The sequence below is a fragment of the Zobellella denitrificans genome, from assembly GCF_002407485.1.
Taxonomy (GTDB): Bacteria; Pseudomonadota; Gammaproteobacteria; order Enterobacterales; family Aeromonadaceae; genus Oceanimonas; species Oceanimonas denitrificans.
This window is the reverse complement of record NZ_CP012621.1, coordinates 439,957-466,054: the sequence shown is the minus strand read 5'-3', so window position 1 is coordinate 466,054 and position 26,098 is coordinate 439,957. Positions and strand designations below refer to the sequence as shown.

The 26,098-nt window shown below is 66.7% G+C and carries 19 protein-coding genes; 11 read left to right on the top strand and 8 right to left on the bottom strand.

Translation table 11 applies throughout. The annotated features are described in order from the left end of the window. The first annotated feature begins 4 nt into the window (after positions 1-4). Together araD1 and AN401_RS02160 are read left to right on the top strand one after the other, a co-directional pair. The gene (gene araD1 / locus AN401_RS02165) at positions 5-1,000 is read left to right on the top strand and encodes an AraD1 family protein (protein ID WP_096778417.1); all 996 of its coding nucleotides are present in this window, start codon (positions 5-7) and stop codon (positions 998-1,000) included. Between the two features lie 9 nt (positions 1,001-1,009). Continuing rightward, on the top strand, positions 1,010-2,587 hold the full coding sequence (locus AN401_RS02160) for an aldehyde dehydrogenase (NADP(+)) (protein ID WP_096778416.1): 1,578 nt from the start codon (positions 1,010-1,012) through the stop codon (positions 2,585-2,587). 45 nt (positions 2,588-2,632) lie between these two features. Here AN401_RS02160 and parC read toward each other — a convergent pair whose 3' ends face one another. From parC to AN401_RS02145, 3 genes are all read right to left on the bottom strand, one after another. Then, positions 2,633-4,882 carry a DNA topoisomerase IV subunit A gene (gene parC, locus AN401_RS02155; RefSeq protein WP_096778415.1) on the bottom strand — a complete coding sequence of 750 codons (2,250 nt, stop codon included), beginning with the start codon at positions 4,880-4,882 and terminating at the stop codon, positions 2,633-2,635. Between the two features lie 10 nt (positions 4,883-4,892). Then, complete coding sequence (parE, locus tag AN401_RS02150) at positions 4,893-6,788, bottom strand: DNA topoisomerase IV subunit B (protein ID WP_096778414.1); 1,896 nt, start codon at positions 6,786-6,788, stop codon at positions 4,893-4,895. Positions 6,789-7,366: 578 nt separating this feature from the next. Continuing rightward, positions 7,367-7,939: a YqiA/YcfP family alpha/beta fold hydrolase gene (locus AN401_RS02145; protein ID WP_094040819.1), complete on the bottom strand. Its 573-nt coding sequence runs from the start codon at positions 7,937-7,939 to the stop codon at positions 7,367-7,369. Positions 7,940-8,273: 334 nt separating this feature from the next. Between AN401_RS02145 and AN401_RS02140 the strand changes: the two genes are divergently transcribed. From AN401_RS02140 to AN401_RS02130, 3 genes are read left to right on the top strand one after another with little or no spacing between them, the layout of a single operon-like run. Beyond that, complete coding sequence (locus AN401_RS02140) at positions 8,274-9,581, top strand: CmpA/NrtA family ABC transporter substrate-binding protein (protein ID WP_094040820.1); 1,308 nt, start codon at positions 8,274-8,276, stop codon at positions 9,579-9,581. Positions 9,582-9,600: 19 nt separating this feature from the next. Further along, a complete protein-coding gene (gene ntrB / locus AN401_RS02135; RefSeq protein ID WP_094040821.1) occupies positions 9,601-10,458 on the top strand; it encodes a nitrate ABC transporter permease in 858 nt (285 codons plus the stop codon). 11 nt (positions 10,459-10,469) lie between these two features. Then, entirely contained in the window at positions 10,470-11,315 is an 846-nt protein-coding gene (locus tag AN401_RS02130; RefSeq protein ID WP_094040822.1) for an ABC transporter ATP-binding protein, read from the top strand. A gap of 1 nt (position 11,316) precedes the next feature. Here the strand turns inward: AN401_RS02130 and AN401_RS02125 are convergent, their stop codons facing one another. The 4 genes from AN401_RS02125 to nudF all read right to left on the bottom strand — a co-directional run bounded on the left by AN401_RS02125 (position 11,317) and on the right by nudF (position 14,588). Further along, positions 11,317-12,600, bottom strand: a complete 1,284-nt coding sequence (locus tag AN401_RS02125) for a nitrate regulatory protein (RefSeq protein ID WP_096778413.1) — start codon at positions 12,598-12,600, stop codon at positions 11,317-11,319. 61 nt (positions 12,601-12,661) lie between these two features. Then, complete coding sequence (gene cpdA / locus AN401_RS02120) at positions 12,662-13,447, bottom strand: 3',5'-cyclic-AMP phosphodiesterase (RefSeq protein WP_254918319.1); 786 nt, start codon at positions 13,445-13,447, stop codon at positions 12,662-12,664. 56 nt (positions 13,448-13,503) lie between these two features. Continuing rightward, positions 13,504-13,947, bottom strand: coding sequence for a DUF1249 domain-containing protein (locus AN401_RS02115; RefSeq protein ID WP_232513366.1), 444 nt, complete (start codon positions 13,945-13,947; stop codon positions 13,504-13,506). 20 nt (positions 13,948-13,967) lie between these two features. Then, entirely contained in the window at positions 13,968-14,588 is a 621-nt protein-coding gene (gene nudF, locus AN401_RS02110) for an ADP-ribose diphosphatase (RefSeq protein ID WP_096778412.1), read from the bottom strand. Positions 14,589-14,802: 214 nt separating this feature from the next. On the opposite strand from nudF, the gene tolC reads away from it, so the two are divergent. The 6 genes from tolC (at position 14,803) to nirD (ending at position 24,440) form a co-directional block, all read left to right on the top strand. Further along, the gene (gene tolC, locus AN401_RS02105; protein WP_096778411.1) at positions 14,803-16,107 is read left to right on the top strand and encodes an outer membrane channel protein TolC; all 1,305 of its coding nucleotides are present in this window, start codon (positions 14,803-14,805) and stop codon (positions 16,105-16,107) included. 320 nt (positions 16,108-16,427) lie between these two features. Beyond that, positions 16,428-19,037, top strand: coding sequence for a nitrate reductase (locus tag AN401_RS02100; RefSeq protein ID WP_096778410.1), 2,610 nt, complete (start codon positions 16,428-16,430; stop codon positions 19,035-19,037). A 271-nt stretch (positions 19,038-19,308) separates the two neighbouring features. Next, on the top strand, positions 19,309-20,118 hold the full coding sequence (locus tag AN401_RS02095) for a hypothetical protein (protein ID WP_157772127.1): 810 nt from the start codon (positions 19,309-19,311) through the stop codon (positions 20,116-20,118). A gap of 196 nt (positions 20,119-20,314) precedes the next feature. After that, positions 20,315-21,076 carry a uroporphyrinogen-III C-methyltransferase gene (gene cobA / locus AN401_RS02090; protein WP_094038889.1) on the top strand — a complete coding sequence of 254 codons (762 nt, stop codon included), beginning with the start codon at positions 20,315-20,317 and terminating at the stop codon, positions 21,074-21,076. 533 nt (positions 21,077-21,609) lie between these two features. Further along, complete coding sequence (nirB, locus tag AN401_RS02085) at positions 21,610-24,123, top strand: nitrite reductase large subunit NirB (protein ID WP_094038890.1); 2,514 nt, start codon at positions 21,610-21,612, stop codon at positions 24,121-24,123. Continuing rightward, on the top strand, positions 24,120-24,440 hold the full coding sequence (nirD, locus tag AN401_RS02080; RefSeq protein WP_096778408.1) for a nitrite reductase small subunit NirD: 321 nt from the start codon (positions 24,120-24,122) through the stop codon (positions 24,438-24,440). The genes nirB and nirD overlap by 4 nt, the downstream gene beginning before the upstream one ends. A gap of 185 nt (positions 24,441-24,625) precedes the next feature. Here the strand turns inward: nirD and hldE are convergent, their stop codons facing one another. Next, on the bottom strand, positions 24,626-26,050 hold the full coding sequence (gene hldE / locus AN401_RS02075) for a bifunctional D-glycero-beta-D-manno-heptose-7-phosphate kinase/D-glycero-beta-D-manno-heptose 1-phosphate adenylyltransferase HldE (RefSeq protein WP_096778407.1): 1,425 nt from the start codon (positions 26,048-26,050) through the stop codon (positions 24,626-24,628). Positions 26,051-26,098: the final 48 nt, after the last annotated feature.

Here is a 26,098-nt window from a genome sequence, read left to right as displayed (position 1 = left end):
GGCCATGCGTTTGATCCAATTTGAGCACCAGGGCCGGCTGGCCGTCGGCCTGGTGGAAGACGAGCAACACATCCGCCTGATCGAGCTGGCCGGCGGTACCTACCAGTTGGCCCGGGACGCCCTGGCCCATGGCCGTTCCCTGGCGGAGGAAGCCCTGCTGCGCGCCGGCGACACCCGCCTCGACTACGAGCAGCTGGTGCGCGAAGGCCGGCTGCGGGTGCCCCTCTGCCACCCGGATCCGGCCCACTGCCTGGTCACCGGCACCGGCCTGACCCACCTGGGCAGCGCCGACACCCGCGCCGCCATGCACGCCAGGCTGGCGGCCGGGGAGGAGCCGCTGACCGACTCGATGAAGATGTTCAAGCTGGGGCTGGACGGCGGCAAGCCCGCCGCCGGCACCGAAGGGGCCCAGCCCGAGTGGTTCTACAAGGGCGACGGCGGCATCCTGGTACATCCGGAGGCGCCGCTGCCGGTGCCCGCCTTCGCCCGGGACGCGGGAGAAGAGCCGGAGCTGGTGGGGCTCTACCTGATCGACGACCGGGGCCGGCCCTGGCGCCTGGGCTACGCGGTGGGCAACGAGTTCTCCGATCACGTCACCGAAAAGGCCAACTACCTGTGGCTGGCCCACTCCAAGCTGCGCGCCTGCAGCTTCGGTCCCGAGCTGCGGCTGGATCCGCTGCCCGCCCGGCTCGAGGGCGAGAGCCGGATCCTGCGCGACGGCGAGCTGCTGTGGCACAAGCCCTTCGTCACCGGCGAGGAGAACATGGCCCACAGCTTCGCCAACCTGGAGCACCACCACTTCAAGTACGCCCAGTTCCGCCGCCCCGGCGACGTGCACGTGCACTTCTTCGGCACCTCGACCCTGAGCTTCGGCGACGGCATCCAGACCCGGGACGGCGATCGGTTCGAAATCCAGCTGCCCGCCTTCGGCCGCCCGCTGCGCAACCCCCTGGCCTGGCAACAGGAAGCGCCGCTCGCCACCGTTTACCACTGGAATTGAGGAACAGACATGACCCTGACCGCACAACTGCTGCTGGCCGGCCGCCCGGTGGCCGGCGAGGGCGAGCCCATTTACGGCATCAACCCGGCCACCAATGAGCGGCTTTCACCCGGCTATGCCGGTGCCAGCCCGGCCCAGGTGGCCGAGGCCTGCGCCCTGGCCGAGGCCGCCTTCGAGCCCTACCGCCACCGCGCCCCGGCGGCCCGCGCCGCCTTTCTCGAGGCCATCGCCGCACAGATAGCAGCGCTGGGCGATGCCCTTATCGAGCGCGCCATGCTGGAAACCGGCCTGCCCCGGGCCCGGCTCGAAGGGGAGCGGGGCCGCACCCTGGGCCAGCTGCGGCTGTTCGCCGAGGTGGTGCGCGCCGGCGACTGGCTGGGAGCCCGCCTCGACTCGGCCCAGCCGCAGCGCGCCCCCCTGCCCCGCGCCGATCTGCGGCTGCAGCACCTTCCCCTGGGGCCGGTGGCGGTGTTCGGCGCCAGCAACTTCCCGCTGGCGTTTTCGGTGGCCGGCGGCGACACCGCCTCGGCCCTGGCCGCCGGCTGTCCGGTGGTGGTCAAGGCTCACTCGGCCCACCCGGGCACCTCCGAGCTGGTAGGCCGGGCGGTGGCGGCGGCGGCCCGGGAGAGCGGCATGCCGGCAGGGGTATTCTCCCTGCTTTACGGCAGCGGCACCGGCGTCGGCCAGGCGCTGGTGGCGGATCCGCGCATCAGGGCGGTGGGCTTCACCGGCTCCCGCCAGGGCGGCCAGGCGCTGCTCGCCACCGCCCAGGCCAGGCCCGAGCCCATCCCCGTCTATGCGGAGATGAGCAGCATCAACCCGGTGCTGCTGCTGCCCGCCGCCCTGGCCGCCCGCCCCGACACCCTGGCCGCGGGCTTCGCCGGCTCGCTCCAGCTCGGTGCCGGCCAGTTCTGCACCAACCCCGGCCTGCTGCTGGGCCTGGAAGGCCCGGTGCTGGAGCGCTTCGCCGGGCTGGCCGCCGAGGCGCTGGCCCGGGCCGAGCCCCAGACCATGCTGACCCCCGGCATCCACCGGGCCTACGAAGAGGGCGTCGCGGCCCTGGCCCGGGCCGAGGGGGTCGACACCCTGGCCACCGGGCTGGCCGCCCGGGGCCCCCACGGCTGCCGGCCGCGGCTGTTCCGTACCAGCGCCACGCACTTCCTGGCGGACGCGCAACTGCAACAGGAGGTGTTCGGCGCCAGCGCCCTGCTGGTGAGCTGCAGGGACGAGAACGAGCTGGTGGCGGTGCTCGATGCGCTGGAAGGCCAGCTCACCGCCACGGTACAGATGGACGATCAGGACGCCGCCCTGGCCCGGCGACTGCTGCCACGGCTGGAGCGCAAGGCCGGCCGGGTGCTGTTCAACGGCTTTCCCACCGGGGTCGAGGTGTGCCACGCCATGGTGCACGGCGGCCCCTGGCCGGCCACCTCCGACAGCCGCACCACCTCGGTCGGCTCGGCGGCGATACAGCGCTTCCTGCGCCCGGTCTGTTACCAGGACTGCCCGCCCGGCCTGCTGCCCGAGGCACTGCAGGACGACAACCCCTGGCACCTGCGCCGCCTGCAGGACGGACGTTACTCCTCCTGAAACAACAAGGCCCGATTGCTCGGGCCTTGCTCCTGTTGCCTCTTATCAGGCTTCTAGCTCGATGCCGTCCACCCGTTGCAGGCCCCTGGGCAGCAGGGCGCCGCGGCGGCCGCGCTCGCCCTGGTAGTGCTCGAGATCGGCGGGCTTGAGGGTCAGCTTGCGCTTGCCGGCGTGCAGGGTGACGCTGGTGCCTTGCGGCATCACCACCAGTTGCTTGATGAAGTCCTCGCGGGCCTGCACCTTGGCGGAAGGGATGCCGATCAGCTTGTTGCCCTTGCCCTTGGCCAGCAGCGGCAGATCCTTGAGCGGGAACAGCAGCATGCGCCCCTCGTTGGTGATGGCCATGCACAGGTCGCTGTCCAGGTTGCCGATGGCGGCGGGCTTGAGCACCTGGCCGCCCTCCGGCACCGAGAGCAGGGCCTTGCCGTTCTTGTTGCGGCTGACCATGTCGCCGTAGCGGCAGACGAAGCCGTAGCCGGCGTCGGAGGCCAGCAGGAACAGGCTGTCGTCCTCCCCCATCAGCACGAAGCTGGCCTGCTCGCCCGGGCTCAGGCTGCAGCGGCCGGTCAGCGGCTCGCCCTGGCCCCGGGCCGAGGGCAGGCTGTGGGCATCCAGGCCATAGGCCCGGCCGATATTGGACAGGAACACCGCCATCTGGTTGCTGCGTCCCGGGGCGGCATCGAGGAAGCCGTCGCCGGCCTTGTAACTGAGCCCTTGGCCATCCACCTCGTGCCCCTTGGCGGCGCGGATCCAGCCCTTCTCGGACAGCACCACGGTCACCGGCTCGCTCGGCACCAGCTCCTTCTCGCTGAGCGCCCTGGCCTCTTCCCGCTCCACCAGGGGAGAGAGCCGTTCGTCGCCGTATTTCTCGGCGTCGGCCAGAATTTCCTTCTTCAGCAGGGTGCTGAGCCGGCGCTCGGAGCCCAGGATCTGGGCCAGCCGGTCGCGCTCGGCGGCCAGCTCGTCCTGTTCGCCGCGGATCTTCATCTCTTCCAGCTTCGCCAGGTGTCGCAGCTTCAGCTCGAGGATGGCCTCGGCCTGGGTCTCGGTCAGATCGAAGCGCGCCATCAGCACCGGCTTGGGCTCGTCCTCGGTGCGGATGATGTGGATCACCTCGTCGATATTGAGGAAGGCGACCAGCAAGCCGGCCAGGATGTGCAACCGGGCCTCGACCTTGTCCAGCCGGTATTGCAGCCGGTTGCGCACCGTTTCGCGGCGAAAGCGCAGCCATTCACCCAGGATCAGATCCAGGCTCTTCACCTGGGGCCGGTTGTCCAGCCCCAGCATGTTGAGGTTGACCCGGTAGTTCTTCTCCAGATCCGTGCTGGCGAACAGGTGCTGCATCAGCTGCTCCACGTCCACCCGGTTGGAGCGGGGGATGATCACCAGCCGGGTCGGGTTTTCGTGATCCGACTCGTCGCGCAGATCCGCCACCATCGGCAGCTTCTTGGCCTGCATCTGGGCAGCGATCTGCTCCAGGATCTTGCCGCCGCTGGCCTGGTGCGGCAGGGCGGTGATGACAATGTCGCCCTGCTCCAGCTGGTAGACGGCGCGCATCTTGATGCTGCCCTTGCCGGTTTCGTAGATCTTCCGGATCTCGGCCCTGGGGGTGATGATCTCGGCCCGGGTGGGGTAATCGGGCCCGGCCACATGTTCCATCAGCTCGGTCACCGTCGCCTGGGGGTGGTCCAGCAGGTGCACGCAGGCGTTGGCCACTTCCCGCACGTTGTGGGGCGGGATGTCGGTGGCCATGCCCACGGCGATGCCGGTGACCCCGTTCAGCAGGATGTGCGGCAGCCGGGCCGGCAGCATGCGCGGCTCCTTCAGGGTGCCGTCGAAGTTGGGGATCCATTCCACCGTGCCCTGGCCCAGCTCGGAGAGCAGCAGCTCGGAAAAGCGCGACAGCCGCGCCTCGGTATAACGCATGGCGGCGAAGGACTTGGGATCGTCCGGCGCGCCCCAGTTGCCCTGGCCGTCCACCAGCGGGTAGCGGTAGGAGAAGGGCTGGGCCATCAGCACCATGGCCTCGTAACAGGCGGAGTCGCCGTGGGGGTGGTACTTGCCCAGCACGTCGCCCACGGTGCGGGCGGATTTCTTGTGCTTGGACAGGGCCGACAAGCCCAGCTCGCTCATGGCGTAGATAATGCGGCGCTGCACCGGCTTGAGGCCGTCGCCGATATGGGGCAGGGCCCGGTCCATGATCACGTACATGGAGTAGTTGAGGTAGGCCTGCTCGGTGAAGGTGTGCAGCGGCAGGCGCTCCACCCCTTCCATGGTAAAGTCGTTGTTGCTCATTCTTTAGTCCTCAGGCCAGGGGATCGACCAGGTTGCCCTTGGTTTCCAGCCATTCCCGGCGATCGCCGGAACGCTTCTTGGCCAGCAGCATGTCCATCAGTTGCTCGGTGGCCTCGGCATCCTCCACCGTCAGCTGCACCAGCCGGCGGGTGTTGGGATCCAGGGTGGTTTCGCGCAACTGCTTGGGGTTCATCTCGCCCAGGCCCTTGAAGCGGGTGACCTGCACCTTGCCCTTTTTCTTCTCGGCGGCGATCCGCTCCAGCACCCCGTCGCGCTCGTCCTCGTCGAGGGCGTAGAACACCTCCTTGCCCACGTCGATGCGGTACAGGGGCGGCATGGCCACGTACACATGGCCCCGCTCCACCAGGGTGCGGAAGTGGCGCACGAACAGGGCGCACAGCAGGGTGGCGATGTGCAGGCCGTCCGAGTCGGCGTCGGCCAGGATACACACCTTGCCGTAGCGCAGGTCGGACAGGTCGTCTGAGTCCGGATCCAGGCCGATGGCCACCGAGATGTCGTGCACTTCCTGGGAGGCCAGCACCTGGCCGGACTCCACTTCCCAGGTGTTCAGGATCTTGCCACGCAGCGGCATGATGGCCTGGAACTCCCGGTCCCGCGCCTGCTTGGCGCTGCCGCCGGCCGAGTCCCCTTCCACCAGGAACAGCTCGCCCTGCATGGGATCCGAGCAGGCGCAGTCGGTCAGCTTGCCGGGCAGGGCCGGGCCCTGGGTCACCTTCTTGCGCACCACCTTCTTGGCCTGGCGCAGCCGGCGCTGGGCGCTGCTGATGCACAGCTCGGCGATCTGTTCGGCCAGCTCGATATGCTGGTTCAGCCACAGGCTGAAGGCGTCCTTCACCACCCCGGAGACGAAGGCCGCGCTCTGGCGCGACGACAGCCGCTCCTTGGTCTGGCCGGCGAACTGGGGATCCTGCATCTTCACCGACAGGATGTAGGCACAGCGTTCCCAGATGTCGTCCGGGGTCAGCTTGACCCCGCGCGGCAGCAGGTTGCGGAACTCGCAGAACTCGCGCATGGCGTCCAGCAGGCCCTGGCGCAGGCCGTTGACGTGGGTGCCGCCCTGGGCGGTGGGGATCAGGTTGACGTAGCTCTCGCCCAGCCCTTCGCCGCCGTCCGGCAGCCAGGTCAGGGCCCATTCCACCGCCGAGTGCTCGGCGGTGAAGTTGCCGGTAAACGGCTGCTCCGGCAGGCAGGTGAACTCCTTCACCGCTTCCACCAGGTAATCCTTGAGACCGTCCTGGTAGCACCACTCCAGGGTCTCGTTGTTGACCCTGTCCTCGAAGCGGATGGCGAGCCCGGGGCAGAGCACCGCCTTGGCCTTGAGCAGGTGCTTCAGGCGGGTGGCGGAGAATTTGGGCGAGTCGAAATAGCCGGCATCGGGCCAGAAGCGCACCCGGGTGCCGGTGTTGCGCTGGCCGCAGGTGCCGGTCACGGTGAGTTCGCTCACCTTGTTGCCGTGCTCGAAGGCCATCTCGAACACCTGGCCGCCGCGGCGCACGGTGACGTCGACCCGGCTGCTCAAGGCGTTGACCACGGAAATGCCCACCCCGTGCAGGCCGCCGGAAAACTGGTAGTTCTTGTTGGAGAACTTGCCGCCGGCGTGCAGCTTGCAGAAGATCAGCTCCACCCCGGAAATGCCTTCCTCCGGGTGGATGTCCACCGGCATGCCCCGGCCGTCGTCGATCACCTCGAGCGACTGGTCGTCGTGCAGTATCACCTCGACCTTGCTGGCGTGGCCCGCCAGGGCCTCGTCCACGCTGTTGTCGATGACCTCCTGGCCCAGGTGGTTGGGACGGGCGGTGTCCGTATACATGCCGGGGCGACGCCGCACCGGCTCCAGGCCATTGAGCACCTCAATGGCGTCGGCAGTATATTGACTCGATGTCATATTGACCTTCGGTAATCAGGGGTATTGGCGGGCATCTTACTACTGAAAGCCGGAAGCTTGAAGCTGGAAGCTGGAAGCCAGAAGAACACCTCCAGCTTCCGGCTTACGGCCTGACTCTTGGTCACAAGTTTCTGTTGACTTTCGATCAGGCAAAACATCGGCCAAAGCACACAGCTCCTCCGGCACACCGTGGGACCTGATACTCGCCCCTGGGGGCTCCGCCGCGCTTCTGAGAACCTGTTCACGATTGGTGTACGCGGCCAAAGAGCACTACTCCGCCGACTCGCCATAAACCCATCCCTGGGGGCTCGACGGCGCCATCCCTGGCGCCAACGGTCGGCGGAGCAGCACTCTTTGTCCTCTCTAAAGCTCAGTGTCGCCTGTTGGCACCACCATCAGGCGACGTCGGGGCTTGAAAGAGGCAACAGGGATTGCCTCCGCCGACCGTCACATGCCAGGGATGGCATGTGCGAGCCTACATGGACGTACTTGCGGCGTGTCGGCGGAGGTGGCCCTGCTGCCTCTTCTTTGCGTTAAATCAGACAGCCGGACTTGTGACCAAGAGTCAGGCTTACGGCTTAAAGCTGCAAGAAGCGGATGATCTGGGCGCAGTAGTGCTCGAAGCCGATAAAGGAATGGTCGCCGCCCTTCTGGATGCAGACCCGGGCGAAGCGGTAGTAGTCCAGCGCTTCCCGGTAGTCGAGCACCTCGTCGCCCTGCTGTTGCAGCAGCCAGATGCGCTCCAGGCAGCTCGGCGCGTCCACCCGCAGGGCGGCCAGCTCGGCCATGTGCCCGGAGGTCAGGACATAGCGCTCGCCGGTATAGGGATTGAGCTGTTCGCCCAGCCAGTCGCCGAGCAATATATGAGGATTGACCGCCGGGTTGATCACCACCGCGCGCACCCCGTACAGCTCCGCCACCCGGGTGGCCCAGAAGCCCCCGAGGGAGCTGCCCGCCACCCCGAAGGGGCCGTCCAGCCCGTCGCAAATCGCCGCTATCTGGCTCCAGGCCGCCGCCGGGGTGGCCGCCAGCTGCGGACACACCAGGCGGATATCGGGCCGGTGCCGGGCGAGATGCTCCCCCATCAGCCGGGCCTTGATCGACCGGGGGGAGGAGTTGAAGCCGTGCAGATAAAGCAGCGTGGCCGCCATAAGGATACTCCTGGGTGAAAATCGCAGCCCCGAGCTTACCCGTCCGCCCGGGCAAGCTCAACGTCCGGCGCTGCCTTTATCCGGTGCAAAACGCACCAGGATGGCGCTTTTTTCCACCCTCCGGCCGCGGCTTCTGTTACCTCCAATGAGTTAGCCCTTAGGAAATATCCCTTTGGAGGCAACCCGGCGATCTCTGGCACGCTTTCTGCTTATGTCATGGCAAGACGGGTTCAACGGCGGACCCACTCATTCAGGCAACGTTGCCCACCGCAGGCTGCACCCAGATGCAGCGGCGCGTGGGCTTTTTTTTTTTGAAACTTCGAGGGAATGAACCATGACCAAGCACAATACCGTGGATCCGGCCAGCCGCCGGCGCTTTCTGAAGGCCTCCCTGGCCGCGGCCGGCGGGGCCGCCCTGTGGAGCAGCCTGCCGAGCCTGGGCCTGGCGGCACAGAGCGCGGGCCCGCTCGAAACCAGGTCCGCCAAGCTGGGCTTTATCGCCCTGTCCGACGCGGCGCCGCTGTTCGTGGCCGACGAGAAGGGCTTCTTCGCCAAGCACGGCATGACCGAGGTGGAGGTGCTCAAGCAGTCCTCCTGGGGCACCACCCGCGACAACCTGGTGCTGGGCTCGGCCAGCAACGGCATCGACGGCGCCCACATCCTCACGCCCATGCCCTATCTGCTCACCACCGGCGCCATGACCGCCAACAACGTGCCCACCCCCATGTACATACTGGCCCGGCTCAACCTGGCCGGCCAGGGCATCTCGGTGGGCAAGGAATACCAGGATCTCAAGGTCGGGCTGGATCTGGCCGAGTTCAAACAGGCGCTGGCGGCCAAGCAGAACGGCGGCAGCCCGGTGCGCGCCGCCATGACCTTCCCCGGCGGCACCCATGACCTCTGGCTCCGCTACTGGATGGCGGCCGGCGGCATAGACCCCAACCAGGACATCGCCACCATAGTGGTGCCGCCGCCCCAGATGGTGGCCAACATGAAGGTGGGCAGCATGGACACCTTCTGCGTGGGTGAACCCTGGAACGAGCAGCTGATCAACCAGGGCATCGGCTACTCCGCCCTGACCACGGGCGAGATCTGGGCCGGCCATCCGGAGAAAGCCTTCGCCATGCGCGCCGACTACGTGGACCAGAACCCCAACGCCACCAAGGCCCTGCTCAAGGCGATCATGGAAGCGCAGATCTTCTGCGAGCAGCCGGAAAACCGCGCCGAAGTGGCGGCGATTTGCGCCAAGCGCCGCTGGATCAACGCCCCGGTCAAGGACATCATCAACCGCATGCAGGGCCATTTCGACTACGGCACCGGCCGCGTCGTGGAGAACAGCCCCCACCAGATGCGCTTCTGGAAGGACAACGCCTCCTATCCCTTCCAGAGCCATGACCTCTGGTTCCTGACCGAGAACATGCGCTGGGGCTACCTGCCCACCGACCTCGACACCCAGTCCCTGATCGCCCGGGTCAACCGGGAGGATCTGTGGCGGGCCGCCGCCGCCGAGCTGGGGGTGGACAAGGCCGACATCCCCGCCTCCACCTCCCGCGGTGTCGAAACCTTCTTCGACGGCAAGCAGTTCGATCCCGAAAACCCCATGGCCTACCTGGACAGCCTGGCCATCAAGAAGCTGGCCTGAGGCCGCAAGGAGCATCACCATGACCACCCAAAGCACTTCTTCCCCGACTCCCGCGCTCGCCCGGCGAGCGCCCCGGCCGGCCCCCCTCGGCCCCGTGCTGCGCTACGGCCTGAACCACCTGGCGCCCCCCCTGGTGATCCTGGCCGGGCTGCTGCTGCTGTGGGAGCTGCTGTGCTCCGGCAGCAACGCCGCCCTGCCGGCCCCCAGCCAGGTGCTGAGCGATACCTGGGAGCTGATCACCGATCCCTTTTATAACAACGGCGGCAACGACGTGGGCATGGCCTGGCAGATCCTGGCCAGCCTGGAGCGGGTGGCCTATGGCTACAGCCTGGCGGTGCTGGTGGGCGTGAGCCTGGGGGTACTGGTGGGCCAGTCCACCTGGGCCATGCGCGGCCTGGATCCCCTCTTCCAGGTGCTGCGCACCGTGCCGCCCCTGGCCTGGCTGCCGATCTCCCTGGCCGGCTTTCAGGACAGCAGCCCGTCCGCCATCTTCGTGATCTTCATCACCTCGATCTGGCCCATCATCATCAACACCTCGGTGGGGGTGCGCAACATTCCCGAGGATTACCGCAACGTGGCCCGGGTGCTCCGGCTCAACGGCCTGGAATACTTCACCCGCATCATGCTGCCCGCCGCGGCCCCCTATATCTTCTCCGGGCTGCGCATCGGGGTCGGCCTGTCGTGGCTGGCCATCGTCGCCGCCGAGATGCTGATCGGCGGCGTGGGCATCGGCTTCTTTATCTGGGACGCCTGGAACGCCTCGCTGCTCAGCGACATCGTACTGGCCCTGATCTACGTGGGCCTGGTGGGCTTCATACTCGACCGCATCGTCGCGGTCTTCGGCCAATGGGTAAGCCGCGGCACCAGCGCCGCCTGAGGAGGAACATCATGAGCCATCACTACCTGACCATCGAAAACGTCGACAAGCTCTACCATACCGCCGGCGGCAGCACCCAGGTGCTGAAGAACGTCAACCTCAAGGTGAACAAGGGGGAATACATCTCCATCATCGGTCATTCCGGCTGCGGCAAGAGCACGGTGCTCAACATCGTCGCCGGCCTGACCGGCGCCAGCAGCGGCGGCGTCATCCTGGACGGGGCCGAGGTCACGGCCCCGGGCCCGGAGCGGGCCCTGGTGTTCCAGAACCACTCCCTGCTGCCCTGGCTGACCGTCTATGAAAACGTGGCCCTGGCGGTGGACAAGACCTTCCGCCACAGCAAGACCAGGGCGGAACGGCAGGACTGGATACTGCACAACCTGGCCCTGGTGAACATGAGCCACGCCCTGCACAAGCGCCCGGACGAGATCTCCGGCGGCATGAAGCAGCGGGTGGGCATCGCCCGGGCCCTGGCGATGGAGCCCAAGGTGCTGCTGCTGGACGAACCCTTCGGCGCCCTCGACGCCCTGACCCGGGCCCACCTGCAGGACGAGGTGATGCGTATCCAGAACGAGCTGCACAACACGGTGCTGATGATCACCCACGACGTGGACGAGGCGGTGCTGCTCTCCGATCGCATCGTGATGATGACCAATGGCCCGGCCGCCACCATCGGCGAGGTGCTCACCATCGACCTGCCCCGGCCCCGGGACAGGATCGCCCTGGCCGACAACCCGCGCTACAACCACTACCGCCACGAGGTGCTGCGCTTCCTCTACGAGAAACAGCGCAAGCTGGAGCCGTTGCGCCCCCGGCGGGAAGCACAGGCGCCGGCCGCCGAAGCCGCCGGCGCCTGAATCAGGTCCACATCTCGGCCAGGGCGATCAGCTCCCTGGCCACATCCAGCTGCCGCCGCCCCTGCTCCATGGAGGTGCGGCGCAGCAGTTTGTGGGCCTCCTCCTCCGACAGCCGGCGGTGGGTCATCAGCAGGCCCTTGGCCCGCTCCACCACCTTGCGCTCCTCCAGCGCCGTCCGGGCATTGTTGAGCTCGTCCTGCATCTGCTGCAGGCGGCGGGACTGGGACTGCAGCAGCTCGATCAGCGAGCGGCCCAGCTGCGGGCTCAGGCCATGGTAGCCGTCGCTGCCGGCCAGCCCGCCCTCTGCCGAGCAGAACACCACGAAGGCGTCGTCCTGGCCCTGTTGGAAACGGGGCAGCAGATCGATCACCGAACAGTGCTGGGCCAGGCTGTCCCGGGCCGCGGAAAGCTTGCCGGAGCACAGCACCTCCAGCCGGGCGGCCAGGCACAGCTCCACCTGCTGCATGGTGTCGATGCGGCCACTCATCACCTCGAACCAGCGCTGTCCCAGCCGGGGATCGAAGGCGGTGCGCTCATTGCTGGTGCACAGCAGCCGGCGCAGGCGCTCCACCTCGATCAGGCCGGTATCCTGCTGGCACTGGCGCCATACCGCCCAGGACGCCGGATCCACGAAACCGGCAAACACCTCGAAGCAGCGTTCCTCGGCCTCGATCAGGTGCTGGATGCGCAGCGAAACCTCGCCCCCGCCCTGGCCGGAGGCGAAGGCCGCCGCCCCCGCCGCCCGCTCCTGGCCGGTGAATTCCTTGCCCTGCATAAAGTGGAACATGGCCACCAGCAGCCGGGCGATATCGGGATCCACCGCCGCGTCGGCGGCCTCGAACACCACCGCCAGCAGCCCCTGCACCAGCTCGGTATAGACCCGGGTGGCCGCCTCCGCCGGTATGGCCTGACGGCCGACCTCGTCCCGCAGCCGGTCCATGTCCGACAATATGTGCACCGCGTAGCCGATGCGGTTGAGCAGCCGGCTGCCGGCCTGCACCGTGTTCTGGCGCAGGTTGAGTGCCGCCAGGGCCTGGTGGAACTGTTCCCGCTGCCGATCGCTGTCGCGCCGGATGGCCTGCAGCTCGGGGCCGAAACGCTCCCCCCGGGAGCCCAGGTACATGTTGGACGCCCCCCGCTCCCGCTGCAGGACGTGCACCAGGTGGCTGATGCAGACCACCAGCTGCCCCATGCGCAGCAGTTGTTCCAGGATCTGGATCTCGCATTCCTTGGAGGCGATCAGGTAATCGGTGGCGTCGGGTCGGCCGGCGGAAGTCTCTGCCATGGTCTTGCTCCGTTGGACATAAAGGGCGTTATCCAACAGAAGCAAGAAATACGCCAGCTGGTCAGTAACCGGTGGCGCTGAAGTCGGGCACGAAGGCGTCGGGCGGCAGCCGCCATACCTGGGTACTGAGCCGGCCGTCGGGATAGAGGGTGAGGGCGCGCCAGCCCGGCGCGGTATGATCCAGGGCGAAGTCGTCGGACAGGGGCTTGAACTGGATGCAGGTGGAGGGACTGGCCAGGTAGCGCACCCCGTCATGCACCTCGTCGAAGCCCTGGTGCACATGGCCGAACAGCACCACCTTGGCGGCCCGGTGCCGCGCCAGTCGCTGCTTGAGCTCGCCGGCGTTGCGCAGGTTGTGCTGATCCAGCCAGGCGCAGCCCACCGGCACCGCCTGGTGGTGCACCGCCACCAGCAGGTGGTGGTGGGGGTAGTCGTCGATGGCCTGCTCCAGCAGCGCGAGCTGCTCCGGCGCCAGCTCGCCGTGCACGGCGCCGCGCAGCTGGGTGTCGAGCAGCAGTATCTGCCAGTTGCCGCACAGCAGCTGCTTGGCGTTGCTGATGCCGGCGGCGTCCAGCTCGGCCTGCATCACCGGGGCGTCGTCGTGGTTGCCCGGCAGCCAGAACACCGGCGGTGCCAGCTCGCCCATCAGCCGGGTAAAGTGCCGGTAGGACTCGGGGCTGTGATCCTGGGACAGATCGCCGGTGGCCAGGATCAGATCCCGGGGGCTGTCGTCCTCCAGGATGGCGTCGACCACCGCCCGGCAACTGCGCCAGGGGGCGATGCCCAGCAGATCGGTGTCGGCGCCGGCGAAGAGGTGGGTATCGGTGATCTGCAGCAGCTCGATCACGCCATCGGCGCGACGGGGCTGGAGACGGGTGGGTGCTGGTTGTGTTGTTGCCCTGTTCAAAGCTGTTTGACCGTGCTGAATCCGTGGTAAAGGCAACATCTCAGCCATTCGGCCAGAAAGAGGTTAACCTGTTCTTTTTCATTGGGATGATGCATGTTTTTATTGGGGTAATCATAACTCGGTTGCAGTGCAAAAATCTGCTGGCTGGCACACACTTCGGCCATGCGCACGTCGTGATAGAGCCGTACCCTCACCTTCATGCGCATAAAGCTGGGCAGGCCGGGAGTGCATTGCTCAATGGACACATGCCAGGTGTAGGGGGCGATCTCCAGCACCCGCAGCACGAACAGCACCTGGTCGCTGATGCCGACCGACACGCTCTCACCCGCCGTGGCCCCCTTGGGCAACAACTTCATCAGCGCCAGGTAGTTGGTGTCGCAGGTACGCTGCAACGCCTTCAGATCCGGGACATGTTTGCGGGTGGTGATCACCGAAACCAACAGCTTCTCCTCTCTTCGATTCAGGCCCCGGCGCGCCCATGCGCACGGTGCAGTTCCAACCATTGTAGTGCGATCACGCTGGCGGCATTATCTATTTTTCCTTGCGCCAGCCACTCCATCGCCCGGGTCCGGGGCAGGCGGTGCACCCGGATGTCTTCGCCCTCGTGGACCAGGCCGGCGTGGTCGGCCGCCTCGGTCGCATCCACCTCGCCGATAAAGACGGTGATGCGTTCGCTGCAGCCGCCGGGGCTGGAAAAATAGCTGAGCGCCCGGGTCAGGGTTTTCAGGGTCAGGCCCGCCTCTTCCCGGGCTTCGCGGCGCACTACCTCTTCTTCCGACTCGCCCTCTTCCACCATGCCCGCCACTATCTCCAGCAGCCAGGGGCTGTTGCGATCGTGGATGGCGCCCACCCGGAACTGCTCCACCAGCACCACTTCGTCCCGCACCGGATCATAGGGCAGCACGGCGGCGGCATGGCCCCGGTCGAACAGCTCCCGGGTAAGGACCGGCCCCCAGCCACCGGCGAACAGCCGGTGTTTGAGGCGTACCTTGAGCAAGCGGAAGAAGCCCTTGTAGCCTACCTCCTCGGCCAGCAGCTGCATATCCTCCCGGCCGAAGCCGGTGCGGTTTTTCATGGTCATATCGACTCCCGTCTTGACATTTAACCGGCAGATTTTAGACTAGCGCTTACGTGAATGAACGTTCATTCACAAACAAGCCAGCCGTCGTTTTAGCGCTATCCCCATATTACTGCAACGAAAAACGGTCACGCTACCGTTATACTGAACGACGAAAAACAAGATGCCTGCCCCCAGCACGGCGATAATTGGTCCATCCGTTATTAAAGGCTACATAATGAAAAAAACGCTGTTGTCGACCCTGATGCTCCTTTGCGCGGCAGCTCCGGTCCAGGCCGAAGACCTGCTGGATATCTACCGGCAGGCCACCCAGAACGACCCCCAGGTACGCGAAGCCAAGGCGCGCCGTGACGCCGCCTTCGAACAGATCAACGAATCCCGCGCCGCCCTGCTGCCCCAGGTCAACCTGGGCGCCGGTGCCAACTACACCCAGAGCAACCAGAACGATCGCACCACCCGCAGTACCACCAACGTCGGCGCCACCCTGGGCCAGGCACTGTACCGTCGCGCCAGCTGGATCAACCTGGACATCACCGAAAAGGCCGCCGCCCAGAGCGAGGTTGGCTACCAGCAGGTGCAGCAGGCCCTGATCGTCCGCGCCACCCAGGCCTATTTCGACGTGCTCAACGCCCAGGATACCCTGAGCTTCGTGCAGGCCAACAAGGAAGCGGTCAGCCGCCAGCTGGATCAGACCCGGCAGCGCTTCGAGGTGGGACTGAGCGCCATGACCGACGTGCACGAGGCCCAGGCCCAGTACGACCAGGCCCTGGCCGAGGAAATCGCGGCGGAAAACGCGGTCAACAACGCCAAGGAGGTGCTGCGCGAACTCACCGGTATCAGCTATGCGCGACTCAACGCGCTCAATACCGATACCTTCAGCCCCCAGCGTCCCACCACCGCCGCCGATGCCTGGCTGGAAATCGCCCTGGAGCAGAACCTGGAGCTGCACAGCCAGCGCATCAACAAGGACATCGCCAACGAGCAGATCACCCTGGCCCAGTCCGGACGCCTGCCGACCCTGGATCTGAATGCCGGCCTGAGCAGCAGCTACAGCGACTACAAGAATTCGAACCAGAACAGCGACGGAACCCTGAACGAAGGCACCGTGGGCGTCTCCCTGTCGCTGCCGCTCTATACCGGCGGCGCCACCGGCTCCCAGATCAAGCAGGCCCAGCACAACTACGTGGCGGCCAGCGAACAGCTGGAGCGCAGCTTCCGCTCGGTGCAGAGCCAGGTGTATTCCTCTTTCAACGACGTCAACTCGGCCATCGGCTCCATCCGCGCCTTCGAGCAGTTCGTGGTGTCCGCCGAGAGCGCACTCAGCGCTACCGAGGCCGGCTACGAGGTGGGCACCCGCACCATAGTGGACGTGCTCAACGCCACCCGCCAGCTGTACGACGCCAAGCAGAAGCTGGCCGAAGCCCGCTACAACTACATCCTGAGCCAGTTGCGGCTCAAGCAGGCCGCCGGCAACCTGACCGAACAGGATCTGGTGGACATCAACAACGGGCTCAAGCGCTAAGAACCTGTTTACGCTCTGGTGTGCGCGGCCAAAGCTCGGTGTCGCCTGTCGGTTAGACCATCAGCCAACAGCGGGGCTTGGAAGAGGTAACAGGCAACCTTTCAAAGATCGTGAACAGGTTCTAAGCCAAGCGCACTCTCTCCGGCGGCCCGCTCGCCTTCTTTTGCCTGCTCCGTTGCACCATCATATGGTCCCTGCCTTATGATGGTGCATGCTCCCCGCCGCGCTCGCTGTTAATTTATTGATAAAAAAGAAAATCACATCATGGCACAGGCCTTGCTTTATGAGTGACAGAGTCACTTAATCTTTACAAGGCCACTATGACAGCTTCGATCCATACCACCTGCCCCTATTGCGGCGTTGGCTGCGGCGTTAAGGTCGACAGCCAGGGCGTTCCCAGCGGTGATGCCGGCCATCCCGCCAACCTCGGCGCGCTGTGCGTGAAAGGCATGGCGCTGGGCGAAAGCCAGAGCCTGCCCAACCGCCTGCTCTACCCGCGGGTGAACGGCGAACAGGTGGACTGGCCCGGGGCCGTCGACCATATCGCCCGCCGCTTCGGCGAGCTGATCGAACGCCACGGCCCCGGCGCCATCGCCTTCTACGGCTCGGGCCAGATGCTGACCGAAGACTACTATGTGGCCAACAAGCTGATGAAGGGCTTTATCGGCTCGGCCAATATCGACACCAACTCCCGGCTGTGCATGTCCTCCGCCGTGGCCGCCCACCAGCATGCCTTCGGCGAGGACGCGGTGCCGGCCAGCTACGAGGACATCGACCAGGCCGAGCTGGTGGTGATCGTCGGCGCCAACACCGCCTGGACCCATCCGGTGCTGTTCCGCCGGCTGGAAGCCGCCAAGGCCGCCAACCCGCACCAGCAGTGGGTGGTGATCGATCCCCGCGCCACCGCCACCGCCCAGCAGGCGGATTTGCACCTGGCCATCACCCCGGGCTCGGATCTGGTGCTGTTCAACGGCTTGGCCCGCCGCATCCTCGACAGCAACCGCCTGGATCGCCACTTCGTGGAACGCCACGTCGCCGGTTTCGACGAGCTGCAGCGCCAGCTGTCAGCGCCCGAATACAGCCCCGAGACGGTGGCCGAGGCCACCGGCCTGTCCATCGCCCGGCTCGAGCGTTTCTACCAGCTGTTCCTCGACCACCCCAAGACCCTGACCCTGTTCTGCATGGGCATCAACCAGTCGCTGCAAGGCACCCTCAACGCCGGCGCCATCATCAACTGCCACCTGCTCACCGGCCGCATCGGCAAGCCGGGCGCCGCCCCCTTCTCGCTCACCGGCCAGCCCAACGCCATGGGCGGACGCGAGGTGGGCGGCCTGGCCAACCAGCTGGCGGCCCATATGGACTTCGCCCCGGCCAACCGGGACAAGGTGGCCCGTTTCTGGAACACCGACCGCCTGGCCCAGTCTCCCGGCCACAAGGCCATGGACATGATAGCGGCGATAGAACGCGGCGAGATCAAGGCTCTGTGGGTGATGGGCACCAACCCGGCGGTATCGCTGCCGGACAGCGACCGGGCCCGCCGCGCCCTGGCCAGCTGTGAGCTGCTGATCGTTTCCGACATCAGCCCCAACACCGACACCGCCAAACTGGCCCAGGTGCTGCTGCCCGCCGCCGGCTGGGGCGAGAAGGACGGTACCGTCACCAACTCGGCGCGCATCATCTCCCGCCAGCGCCCCTTCAAGCCGGCCCCCGGCGCCGCCCGGCCGGACTGGTGGGCCCTGTGCCAGGTGGCCCGGGCCATGGGCTTCGAGCAGGCCTTTGCCTTCGAGTCGGCCGCCGATATCTTCCGCGAGCACGCCGCCCTCACCGGGTTCGAAAACGGCGGCGAGCGGTTGTTCGACATCTCCGCGCTCAGCACCCTGAGCGACGCCGAGTTCGACGCCATGACCCCGCGCAGCTGGCCCCTGTCCGGCAAGGAGGGCGGCCCGGCCCGGCTGTTCACCGATGGCCGTTTCGCCACCCCCGACGGCAAGGCCCGGCTGCGCCCGGCCCAGCCGTCCGCCGCCGCCGGGCCGGCCGGGCTGCTGCTCAACACCGGCCGGCTGCGGGATCAATGGCACACCATGAGCCGCACCGGCCACGTGGCCCGGCTGATGGCGGCGGCCACCGAGCCCCAGGCCCAGCTCCACCCGGATACCCTGGCCGCGCTCGGCCTGGAGCGGGCCGAGCTCATCGCCCTGCACAACGAACACGGCCGTACCCTGGTCCGGCCGGTGGCCGACCCGGGCATGGCGCCCGGCCAGGTGTTCGTGCCCATGCACTGGAGCGAGGAATTCAGCGCCGGCGGCCGCATCAACGATCTGGTCGAGGCCCGGGGATGCGCCCTGTCCGGCCAGCCCGCCTTCAAGCAAAACCGGGTGCAGGCGACCCCCGTCGAACTCCAGTGGCAGGCCAGTTGGATAGCCACCGAGGCGCCGGCCCGGCTGCCGGCATGGTGGAGCCGCCGCCCCCTGGCCCAGGGCGAGTGCTGGAGCCTGGCCGACCTCGATACCTCCGCCGCCGAGGCCCGGGCCGCCCTGACCGCCGAAGGCAGCTGGCTGGACTGGCCCCTGCCCCAGGGCCGGCTGCTGGTCAACCTGGAGCAGGGCAAGATCGCCGGCCTGCTGCTGCTGGGACTGTCACCCTGGCATATCAACCCGGAGCCGCTGGCGACCCTGCTCGGCACCGCCCTGCAGCCCAGCCTGCTGCTCGGCCAGCTGAGCCAGGCCCTGGCCGGCAACAGCCGGCTGGTGTGCAGCTGCTGGAGCGTGAGCGAGGAGCAGATCCGCCGTGCCATAGCACAAAACGAGATCACCGAGCTGCCCCAGTTGCAGCAGTTGCTCAAGTGCGGCACCCGCTGCGGCTCCTGCGTGCCGGAGCTGAAACAGCTGATAGCGGTATGCCAGCCCCAACTGCAGGGAGAACACATCTGACCGGGCCGCGCCCGGCCTACCCCGATTTCCGTAATCTCGGGTCCGCCCCGAGCCGTTTCCTCCAGACTGTGCCATTTGGCTGGCTCCCCTGTTCGCAGGGGAGCTCTTTTTTTATCCTTGGCGCCCTGCCCCAAACTGGTGAAGGCCCGCCTCAAAAGGAATCAGCCTGCATCAAGCGGAAAAATAAAACCATTTATTATCAATAGATTAATATTTGGCGCGCTTTTTGAATCCCTGACAGCCTGGTTCGGCCTCTCAGGGAAAGACACGCATGAAGACAACGCCATCACCCCGGTTATCCGCCCGCTTGGGCCCCCGCTGGCGCCTGCCCGCTGTCCTGCTCGCCCTGGTGCTGTGGCAAGGGCTGGCCGGCCTGCCGCCCCATCCCCCCGGGCCCCTGCAACTGGGCGGTCAGCTGGTGCAACTGCTGCAGGAGCACAAGGCCGAGCAGGACAGGGAGCGCGCCTTCTACCAGGCCGAGCTCCGGCAACGGCTGGCGCAGGATGAAGGTGCCGCTGCCCTGCCCCGGATCCCCGCCTTCGAACGCACGCCTACCTTCTTCGATCAACTCCTGCTCAGCCTGCAACGGGTGTTGGCCGGATTCGCCCTGACGGCCCTGCTGGCGGTGCCTGCCGGCCTGCTGCTGGCGCGGGGCCGTCGCCGGATCGCAGCCGGGCCTGGAATGTCGATGGCCAGGCTGCTGCCGGCCCCCCTGGTACTGGCCGCCCTGCTGCTGAGCCCCCAGCCCGGCGGCACCAGCACGCTGCTGGGCTGCATGCTGCTGGGCTGCCTGGTTCCGGCCCTGCATGGCGTGGCCAGGGCCGGGCGGCAGGCCGACGCCGGCAACTTGGCCCAGGCCCTGCTCCAGGGTTTGCGCCTGCCCCTGGCCCTGGCCTGGCTGGTGCTGCTCCTGGCCGAAATGGCGCTCCAGCCCCAGGGGCTGGGCCATTTCATCCTGTCCGAGCTGGGTCAGGACGGCCAGAGTGCCCGGGCCCTGCTGGGCCTGGGCTGCGCCCTCCTGGCCGCGGTGCTGCTGGATCGCCTGCTGCTCGGCCTGGGGCAGCCGGCCCCCCGCCCTTAGTGCAGCAGTTGCACCAGCCTGAGGCCGACGCCTTGTCATGGTGCAAAACCGTCCCCCGGCCGGGCACAAGCCGCTGATTTATCAAACAATGAAAAATGGCACCGCTTTTGCTTAGTTCTGTACAGCACCGCCCCGTCGGGGCGGGAACAGGATCACAGCCCCGTGGCGCCGCCTCGCGGTATTAAGGAGAGAAGCGATGAGCCAAAGCATGAATGTCACCCTGGTCGGCGCCGGCCCCGGCGATCCCGAACTGCTCACCCTCAAGGCCCTGCGCGCCATCGAGCAGGCCGAAGTGGTGGTGTACGACAGCCTGGTCAGCCCCGACATACTGGCGCTGATCCCGGCCGGCGTGAAACGCATCGAAATGGGCAAGCGCTGCGGCAAGACCAGCGCCCGCCAGGAAGACATCTGTGCCGTGCTGGTGCGCCTGGCCAGGACCGGCAAGCGGGTGGTCAGGCTGAAAGGCGGCGACCCCTTTATCTTCGGCCGCGGCGGCGAAGAGGCGCTCTACCTCCGGCAGCACGGCATCCCCTTCGGCGTGGTGCCGGGCATCACCGCCGCCCTGGGCTGCGCCGCCTCCAGCCTGATCCCCCTCACCCACCGGGGCCTGTCCCGCGCCGTCACCCTGGTCACCGGCCACCTGCAGCAGGGCGGTGAATTCCGGGGCTGGTCCGCCCTGGCCCAGGCCGGCCAGACCCTGGTGTTCTACATGGGGCTGGAGCAGGCCGCCGTGATCCAGCCCCGGCTGCTGGCCGAAGGCTGTCCGGCGTCACTGCCGGTGGCGCTGATCGAATCCGGCACCACCGCCGCCCAGCAGATCACCACCACCGAACTGGGCCGGCTGACCGCCACCGCCGCCACCCTGAAGCCGAGCGGCCCGGTGCTGATGATCCTCGGCGAGGTGGTGGCACTGCGCGCCGAACTCACCGCCACCCTGGACTCCCTCGCCGTCGCCTGACCCATCCTGGCCGGGCCCCGCGCCCGGCCAGGCCCACTGACCAGGCTTCGGATCACTCTGCACTCACTCCCCATACGCCTTGCCGTACTCCGATCACTTTGCCGTGCTCCTGCCGCAGTTCCCGCAGGCAGGAATCCATCAGCCTTGGCACCAGGCTCAGTCCCGTTCTCGTTGCCCCAGGCAGGCTGCACCGCACCCTCAATGGCACCACCCGGCCGGCTATCCGTCTCTTGTTCACCCCGCTTATCGGCGAAGAAAAAACGCTTGCACTCTGTTTTACATAACCCTAAAGTGATACCTCTAGCGAGTTATTCCCTGTTTTATCTGCATCATCATGGTGAAAGCACTGCTCCCTAAACGGGCAGGGCTTTTTCGTGCCTCGTATAAAAAACCTTACTTATCAAACAAATAAAATTTGGCACGCATCTTGATATCCCCTGTTTAAGCGCAAGTCGCACAACTAAACGGGGCCGCACCAAGGCCACCAAAAACCATCAACCCGCAAGCAAGTCCTGGGTGGCTTAAGGATAGCAATGATGAAACAGAAACTGATTGTCATCGGCAACGGCATGGTCGGACACCACCTGCTGCAACAGCTGGTGGACCAGAACGGCGTGGAGCAGTACGACATCACGGTGTTCGGCGCCGAGAAGCATGCCGCCTACGACCGGGTGCACCTCTCCGAAGTGTTCGACGGCAAGGAGCCGGAAGCCCTGCTGATGGCCAGCCCCGACTGGTACGGCGAAAGCGGCCTCGAGCTGCGCCTTAACGAGGCGGTAACCGCCATCGACCGGGACGCCAAGACCCTGACCACCGCCGCCGGCGCCGTGCTCTCCTACGACCGCCTGGTGCTGGCCACCGGCTCCACCCCCTTCGTGCCGCCCATCCCCGGCCGGGAGCGGGACAAGTGTTTTGTCTACCGTACCCTGGAAGATCTGGCCGACATCAAGGCCGCCTGCCGCAATGCCAAGACCGGCGTGGTGATCGGCGGCGGCCTGCTCGGCCTGGAAGCCGCCAACGCCCTGCGCCTGCTCGGCCTGGAAACCCATGTGGTGGAATTCGCCCCCCGGCTGATGCCGGTACAGCTGGATGCCCAGGGCGGCACCCTGCTGAAGGACAAGATAGAGCGCCTGGGGCTGAAAGTGCACACCGAGAAGGCCACCCAGCACATCATCGACGGCGAAAGCGCCACCCACCGCCTCGAATTCACCGATGGCGGCATGCTCGAAGCCGACGTGCTGGTGTTCAGCGCCGGTATCCGTCCCCAGGACGCCCTGGGCCGCGAAGCCGGCCTCACCCTGGGCGAGCGCGGCGGCATCTGCATCAACGATCTGTGCCAGACCTCGGACCCGGACATCTACGCCATCGGCGAATGCGCCCTGTGGGAAGGCAAGCTGTTCGGCCTGGTGGCCCCCGGCTACCAGATGGCCCGCACCGTGGCCGCCCAACTGCTGGGCAAGGACGGCGCCTTCAAGGGCGCCGACATGAGCACCAAGCTCAAGCTGCTGGGCGTGGACGTGGGCGCCATCGGCGATGCCCACGGCCAGACCCCGGGCAGCCAGGAAGTGCTGCTGCTGGATCGCAGCAAGGATCTGTACAAGAAGCTGGTGCTGAACGAAGCCGGCGATCGTCTGCTGGGCGCCGTGCTGGTGGGCGACACCGGCGACTACGACACCCTGCTGCAGACCTACCTCAACGACATGCCGCTGCCGGATCACCCCCTGGCCCTGCTGGTGCCGGAAGACGCCGCCGGCGGCGCGCCCAAGGCGGCCCTGCCGGCCACCGCCACCGTCTGCTCCTGCCACAACGTGAGCAAGGGCGCCATCATCGAGGCGGTGCAGGGCGGCGCCTGCGATGTATCGGCGGTCAAGGCCTGCACCAAGGCCGGTACCGGCTGCGGCGGCTGCGCCGGCCTGCTCACCCAGGTGGTCAACCAGGCGCTGGAAGATCAGGGTATCACCGCCGACAAGAGCCTGTGCGAGCACTTTGCCTACAGCCGCCAGGAGCTGTTCCACCTGGTCAAGGTGGGCCAGATCAAGAGCTTCGACGAACTGCTGGCCAAGCACGGCACCGGCCTGGGCTGCGACAGCTGCAAGCCGGCGGCGGCCTCCATCTTCGCCTCCCTGTGGAACGAGCACGTACTGGCGCCCAAGCACCAGCCGCTGCAGGACACCAACGACACCTTTCTCGCCAACATGCAGAAGAACGGCACCTACTCGGTGGTGCCCCGGGTACCGGGCGGCGAGATCACTCCGGAGCAGCTGATCGTGCTGGGCCAGGTGGCCAAGCGCTACGATCTCTACACCAAGGTCACCGGCGGCCAGCGCATCGACCTGTTCGGCGCCCGCCTCGAGCAGCTGCCGCAGATCTGGAAGGAACTGATCGACGCCGGCTTCGAGACCGGCCACGCCTACGGCAAGTCGCTGCGCACCGTCAAGTCCTGTGTCGGCTCCACCTGGTGCCGCTACGGAGTGCAGGACTCCCTGGATCTGGCGGTGGCCCTGGAGCACCGCTACAAGGGCCTGCGCTCGCCCCACAAGCTGAAGTTCGCGGTGTCCGGCTGCACCCGTGAGTGCGCCGAGGCCCAGGGCAAGGACGTGGGCGTGATCGCCACCGAGAAGGGCTGGAACCTGTACTTCGCCGGCAACGGCGGCATGCGCCCGCGCCACGCCGACCTGTTCGCCACCGATCTGGATACCGACACCCTGATCCGCTACATCGACCGCTTGCTGATGTTCTACGTAGCCACCGCCGACAAGCTGCAGCGCACCTCGGTGTGGATGGAAAACCTGGAAGGCGGCCTGGACTACCTGCGCGAGGTCATCATCGACGACTCCTTAGGCTTGGCCGAGGAGCTGGAAGGGCGCATGGCCCACGTGATCGCCACCTACGAGTGCGAGTGGAAAGCCACCCTGCAGGATCCGGAAAAACTCAAGCGCTTCAAGAGCTTCGTCAACACCGACGAGGCCGATGACAGCATCGTCTTCGAGCGCAAGCGCGGCCAGATCCGCCCGGTAGAACTGATTGAAATCAAGGAGGTATCATGAGTCTTGTTCGCCTTTGCCACGTCAACGACATCCCCGAGCACAGCGGCATGGCCGCATTGGTGGAGGGCCGGCAACTGGCCCTGTTCAACCTGCCCGGGCTCGGCTTCTTCGCCCTCGACAACTGGGATCCTTTGGGCCGCGCCCAGGTGCTGGCCCGGGGCATCGTCGGCGACATCAAGGGCGAGCCCTGCGTGGCCTCGCCCCTGTACAAGCACCATTATTCACTGAAAGACGGCCGCTGCCTGGAGCAGGAGGACGTCAAGGTCAAGGTCTGGCCCCTGGTCGCCAAGGACGATCAGCTGTGGCTTGAGCAGTAATCCCTGACGGGATAAGGACGCGGGGTTGGGCCACCGGGAATTAGGGGAGCCGCAACCCGCCCCGCTTCCACCTTTATAATCAAACGGGGCCGAATGGCCCCGTTTTTACTGGCAGCTGTTTACGATCCTTACGAAACTCGTCGGTGGAGTGGCCCCTTTGGCCGACCTCACCGACATGTTATCCGTCAGCGGGTGCGGATGGCCTGGATGATGGCGGTGGTGGAGCAGCCGTCCTCGAAGTTGAGCACCTTCACCTCGCCGCCGTTGGCGGTCACTTCCTCGAAGCCGGCGATGTCCTCGGGTTTATAGTCGCCGCCCTTGACCAGGATGTCGGGCAGCACCTCGGCGATCAGCCGGCGCGGGGTGTCCTCACTGAAGGGCACCACCCAGTCCACCGCGCCCAGGCCGGCCAGCACCGCCATGCGCCTGTCCACCGAGTTCACCGGCCGGCCCTCGCCCTTGAGGGCGCGCACCGAGGCATCGGTGTTCACCGCCACGATCAGCCGGTCGCCCAGCTTGCGGGCGTTGTTGAGGTAGGACACATGGCCGGCATGGAGGATGTCGAAGCAGCCGTTGGTCATCACGATTTTTTCGCCCCGGCGGCGGGCGGCGTCCACCACGTACTTGAGCTGCTGCTCGGTCACCACCCCCATGCCCGACTCGGGACCGCCGTAGAGCACGTTGGCCAGCTCGATGGCGGAGACGGTGGAGGTCCCCAGCTTGCCGACCACTATGCCGGCGGCCACGTTGGCCAGGGCGCAGGCTTCGTCCAGCGGCTGGCCGGCGGCCAGGGCCGAGGCCAGGGTGGCGATGACGGTGTCGCCGGCACCGGTCACGTCGTACACCTCGTGGGCCTGGGCCGGCAGGTGCAGTTCGTCCTCGCCCGGGCGGATCAGGGTCATGCCGTGCTCGGAGCGGGTCACCAGCAGGGCCTTGAACTCGAACCGTGCCACCAGCTCCAGGCCGCGGGCCACCAGCTCCTGCTCGTCCTTCACCTTGCCCACCACCGCCTCGAACTCGCTCATGTTGGGGGTGAGCAGGGTAGCGCCCCGGTACTTCTCGAAGTCCGAGCCCTTGGGATCCACCAGCACCGGCACCCCGGCCTGGTTGGCGGCGTGGATAAGCTGCTGCACCTGGGCCAGGGCACCCTTGGCGTAGTCGGACAGCACCAGCACCCCGGCCTCGGCCAGGGCGGCCCGGGTCTTGTCGGTGAGGGGAGCGGCGTCCCCGGCCGCGAAGCCTTCCTCGAAGTCCAGCCGCAGCAGTTGCTGGTTGCGGCTCATCACCCTGAGTTTGGTGATGGTGGGATGGCTATCGAGACGAACGAAGTCGCACTCCACCCCCACCCCCTTCATCTTGTCCTGCAGGGAGCTGGCCGCCTCGTCGTCGCCGGTCAGGCCCAGCAGCCGGGCGCCGGCGCCCAGGGCGGCGGCGTTCAGGGCCACGTTGGCGGCGCCGCCGGGGCGTTCTTCAATGTGCTCGACCTTGACCACAGGCACCGGAGCCTCGGGGGAGATGCGCCCGGTGGGGCCGGACCAATAGCGGTCCAGCATCACATCCCCGACCACCAGCACCCTGGCGTTATCGAATTCCGGCAACTTGATCTTCATAGGTTCCGACCCCTGTCGATATGGAAAGGCGAAATCTTATCACAGCCA

Bases quoted from the DNA above. Each gene is read 5' to 3' on its own strand.
- AN401_RS02145 (WP_094040819.1), bottom strand. From the start codon at position 7,939: ATGGCGGCCACGCTGCTTTATCTGCACGGCTTCAACTCCTCCCCCCGG.
- parE (WP_096778414.1), bottom strand. From the start codon at position 6,788: ATGACATCGAGTCAATATACTGCCGACGCCATTGAGGTGCTCAATGGC.
- AN401_RS02125 (WP_096778413.1), bottom strand. From the start codon at position 12,600: ATGGCAGAGACTTCCGCCGGCCGACCCGACGCCACCGATTACCTGATC.
- cobA (WP_094038889.1), top strand. From the start codon at position 20,315: ATGAGCCAAAGCATGAATGTCACCCTGGTCGGCGCCGGCCCCGGCGAT.
- AN401_RS02095 (WP_157772127.1), top strand. From the start codon at position 19,309: ATGAAGACAACGCCATCACCCCGGTTATCCGCCCGCTTGGGCCCCCGC.
- hldE (WP_096778407.1), bottom strand. From the start codon at position 26,050: ATGAAGATCAAGTTGCCGGAATTCGATAACGCCAGGGTGCTGGTGGTC.
- ntrB (WP_094040821.1), top strand. From the start codon at position 9,601: ATGACCACCCAAAGCACTTCTTCCCCGACTCCCGCGCTCGCCCGGCGA.
- AN401_RS02140 (WP_094040820.1), top strand. From the start codon at position 8,274: ATGACCAAGCACAATACCGTGGATCCGGCCAGCCGCCGGCGCTTTCTG.
- nudF (WP_096778412.1), bottom strand. From the start codon at position 14,588: ATGACCATGAAAAACCGCACCGGCTTCGGCCGGGAGGATATGCAGCTG.
- nirD (WP_096778408.1), top strand. From the start codon at position 24,120: ATGAGTCTTGTTCGCCTTTGCCACGTCAACGACATCCCCGAGCACAGC.
- AN401_RS02130 (WP_094040822.1), top strand. From the start codon at position 10,470: ATGAGCCATCACTACCTGACCATCGAAAACGTCGACAAGCTCTACCAT.
- AN401_RS02160 (WP_096778416.1), top strand. From the start codon at position 1,010: ATGACCCTGACCGCACAACTGCTGCTGGCCGGCCGCCCGGTGGCCGGC.
- parC (WP_096778415.1), bottom strand. From the start codon at position 4,882: ATGAGCAACAACGACTTTACCATGGAAGGGGTGGAGCGCCTGCCGCTG.
- araD1 (WP_096778417.1), top strand. From the start codon at position 5: ATGCGTTTGATCCAATTTGAGCACCAGGGCCGGCTGGCCGTCGGCCTG.
- tolC (WP_096778411.1), top strand. From the start codon at position 14,803: ATGAAAAAAACGCTGTTGTCGACCCTGATGCTCCTTTGCGCGGCAGCT.
- nirB (WP_094038890.1), top strand. From the start codon at position 21,610: ATGATGAAACAGAAACTGATTGTCATCGGCAACGGCATGGTCGGACAC.
- AN401_RS02100 (WP_096778410.1), top strand. From the start codon at position 16,428: ATGACAGCTTCGATCCATACCACCTGCCCCTATTGCGGCGTTGGCTGC.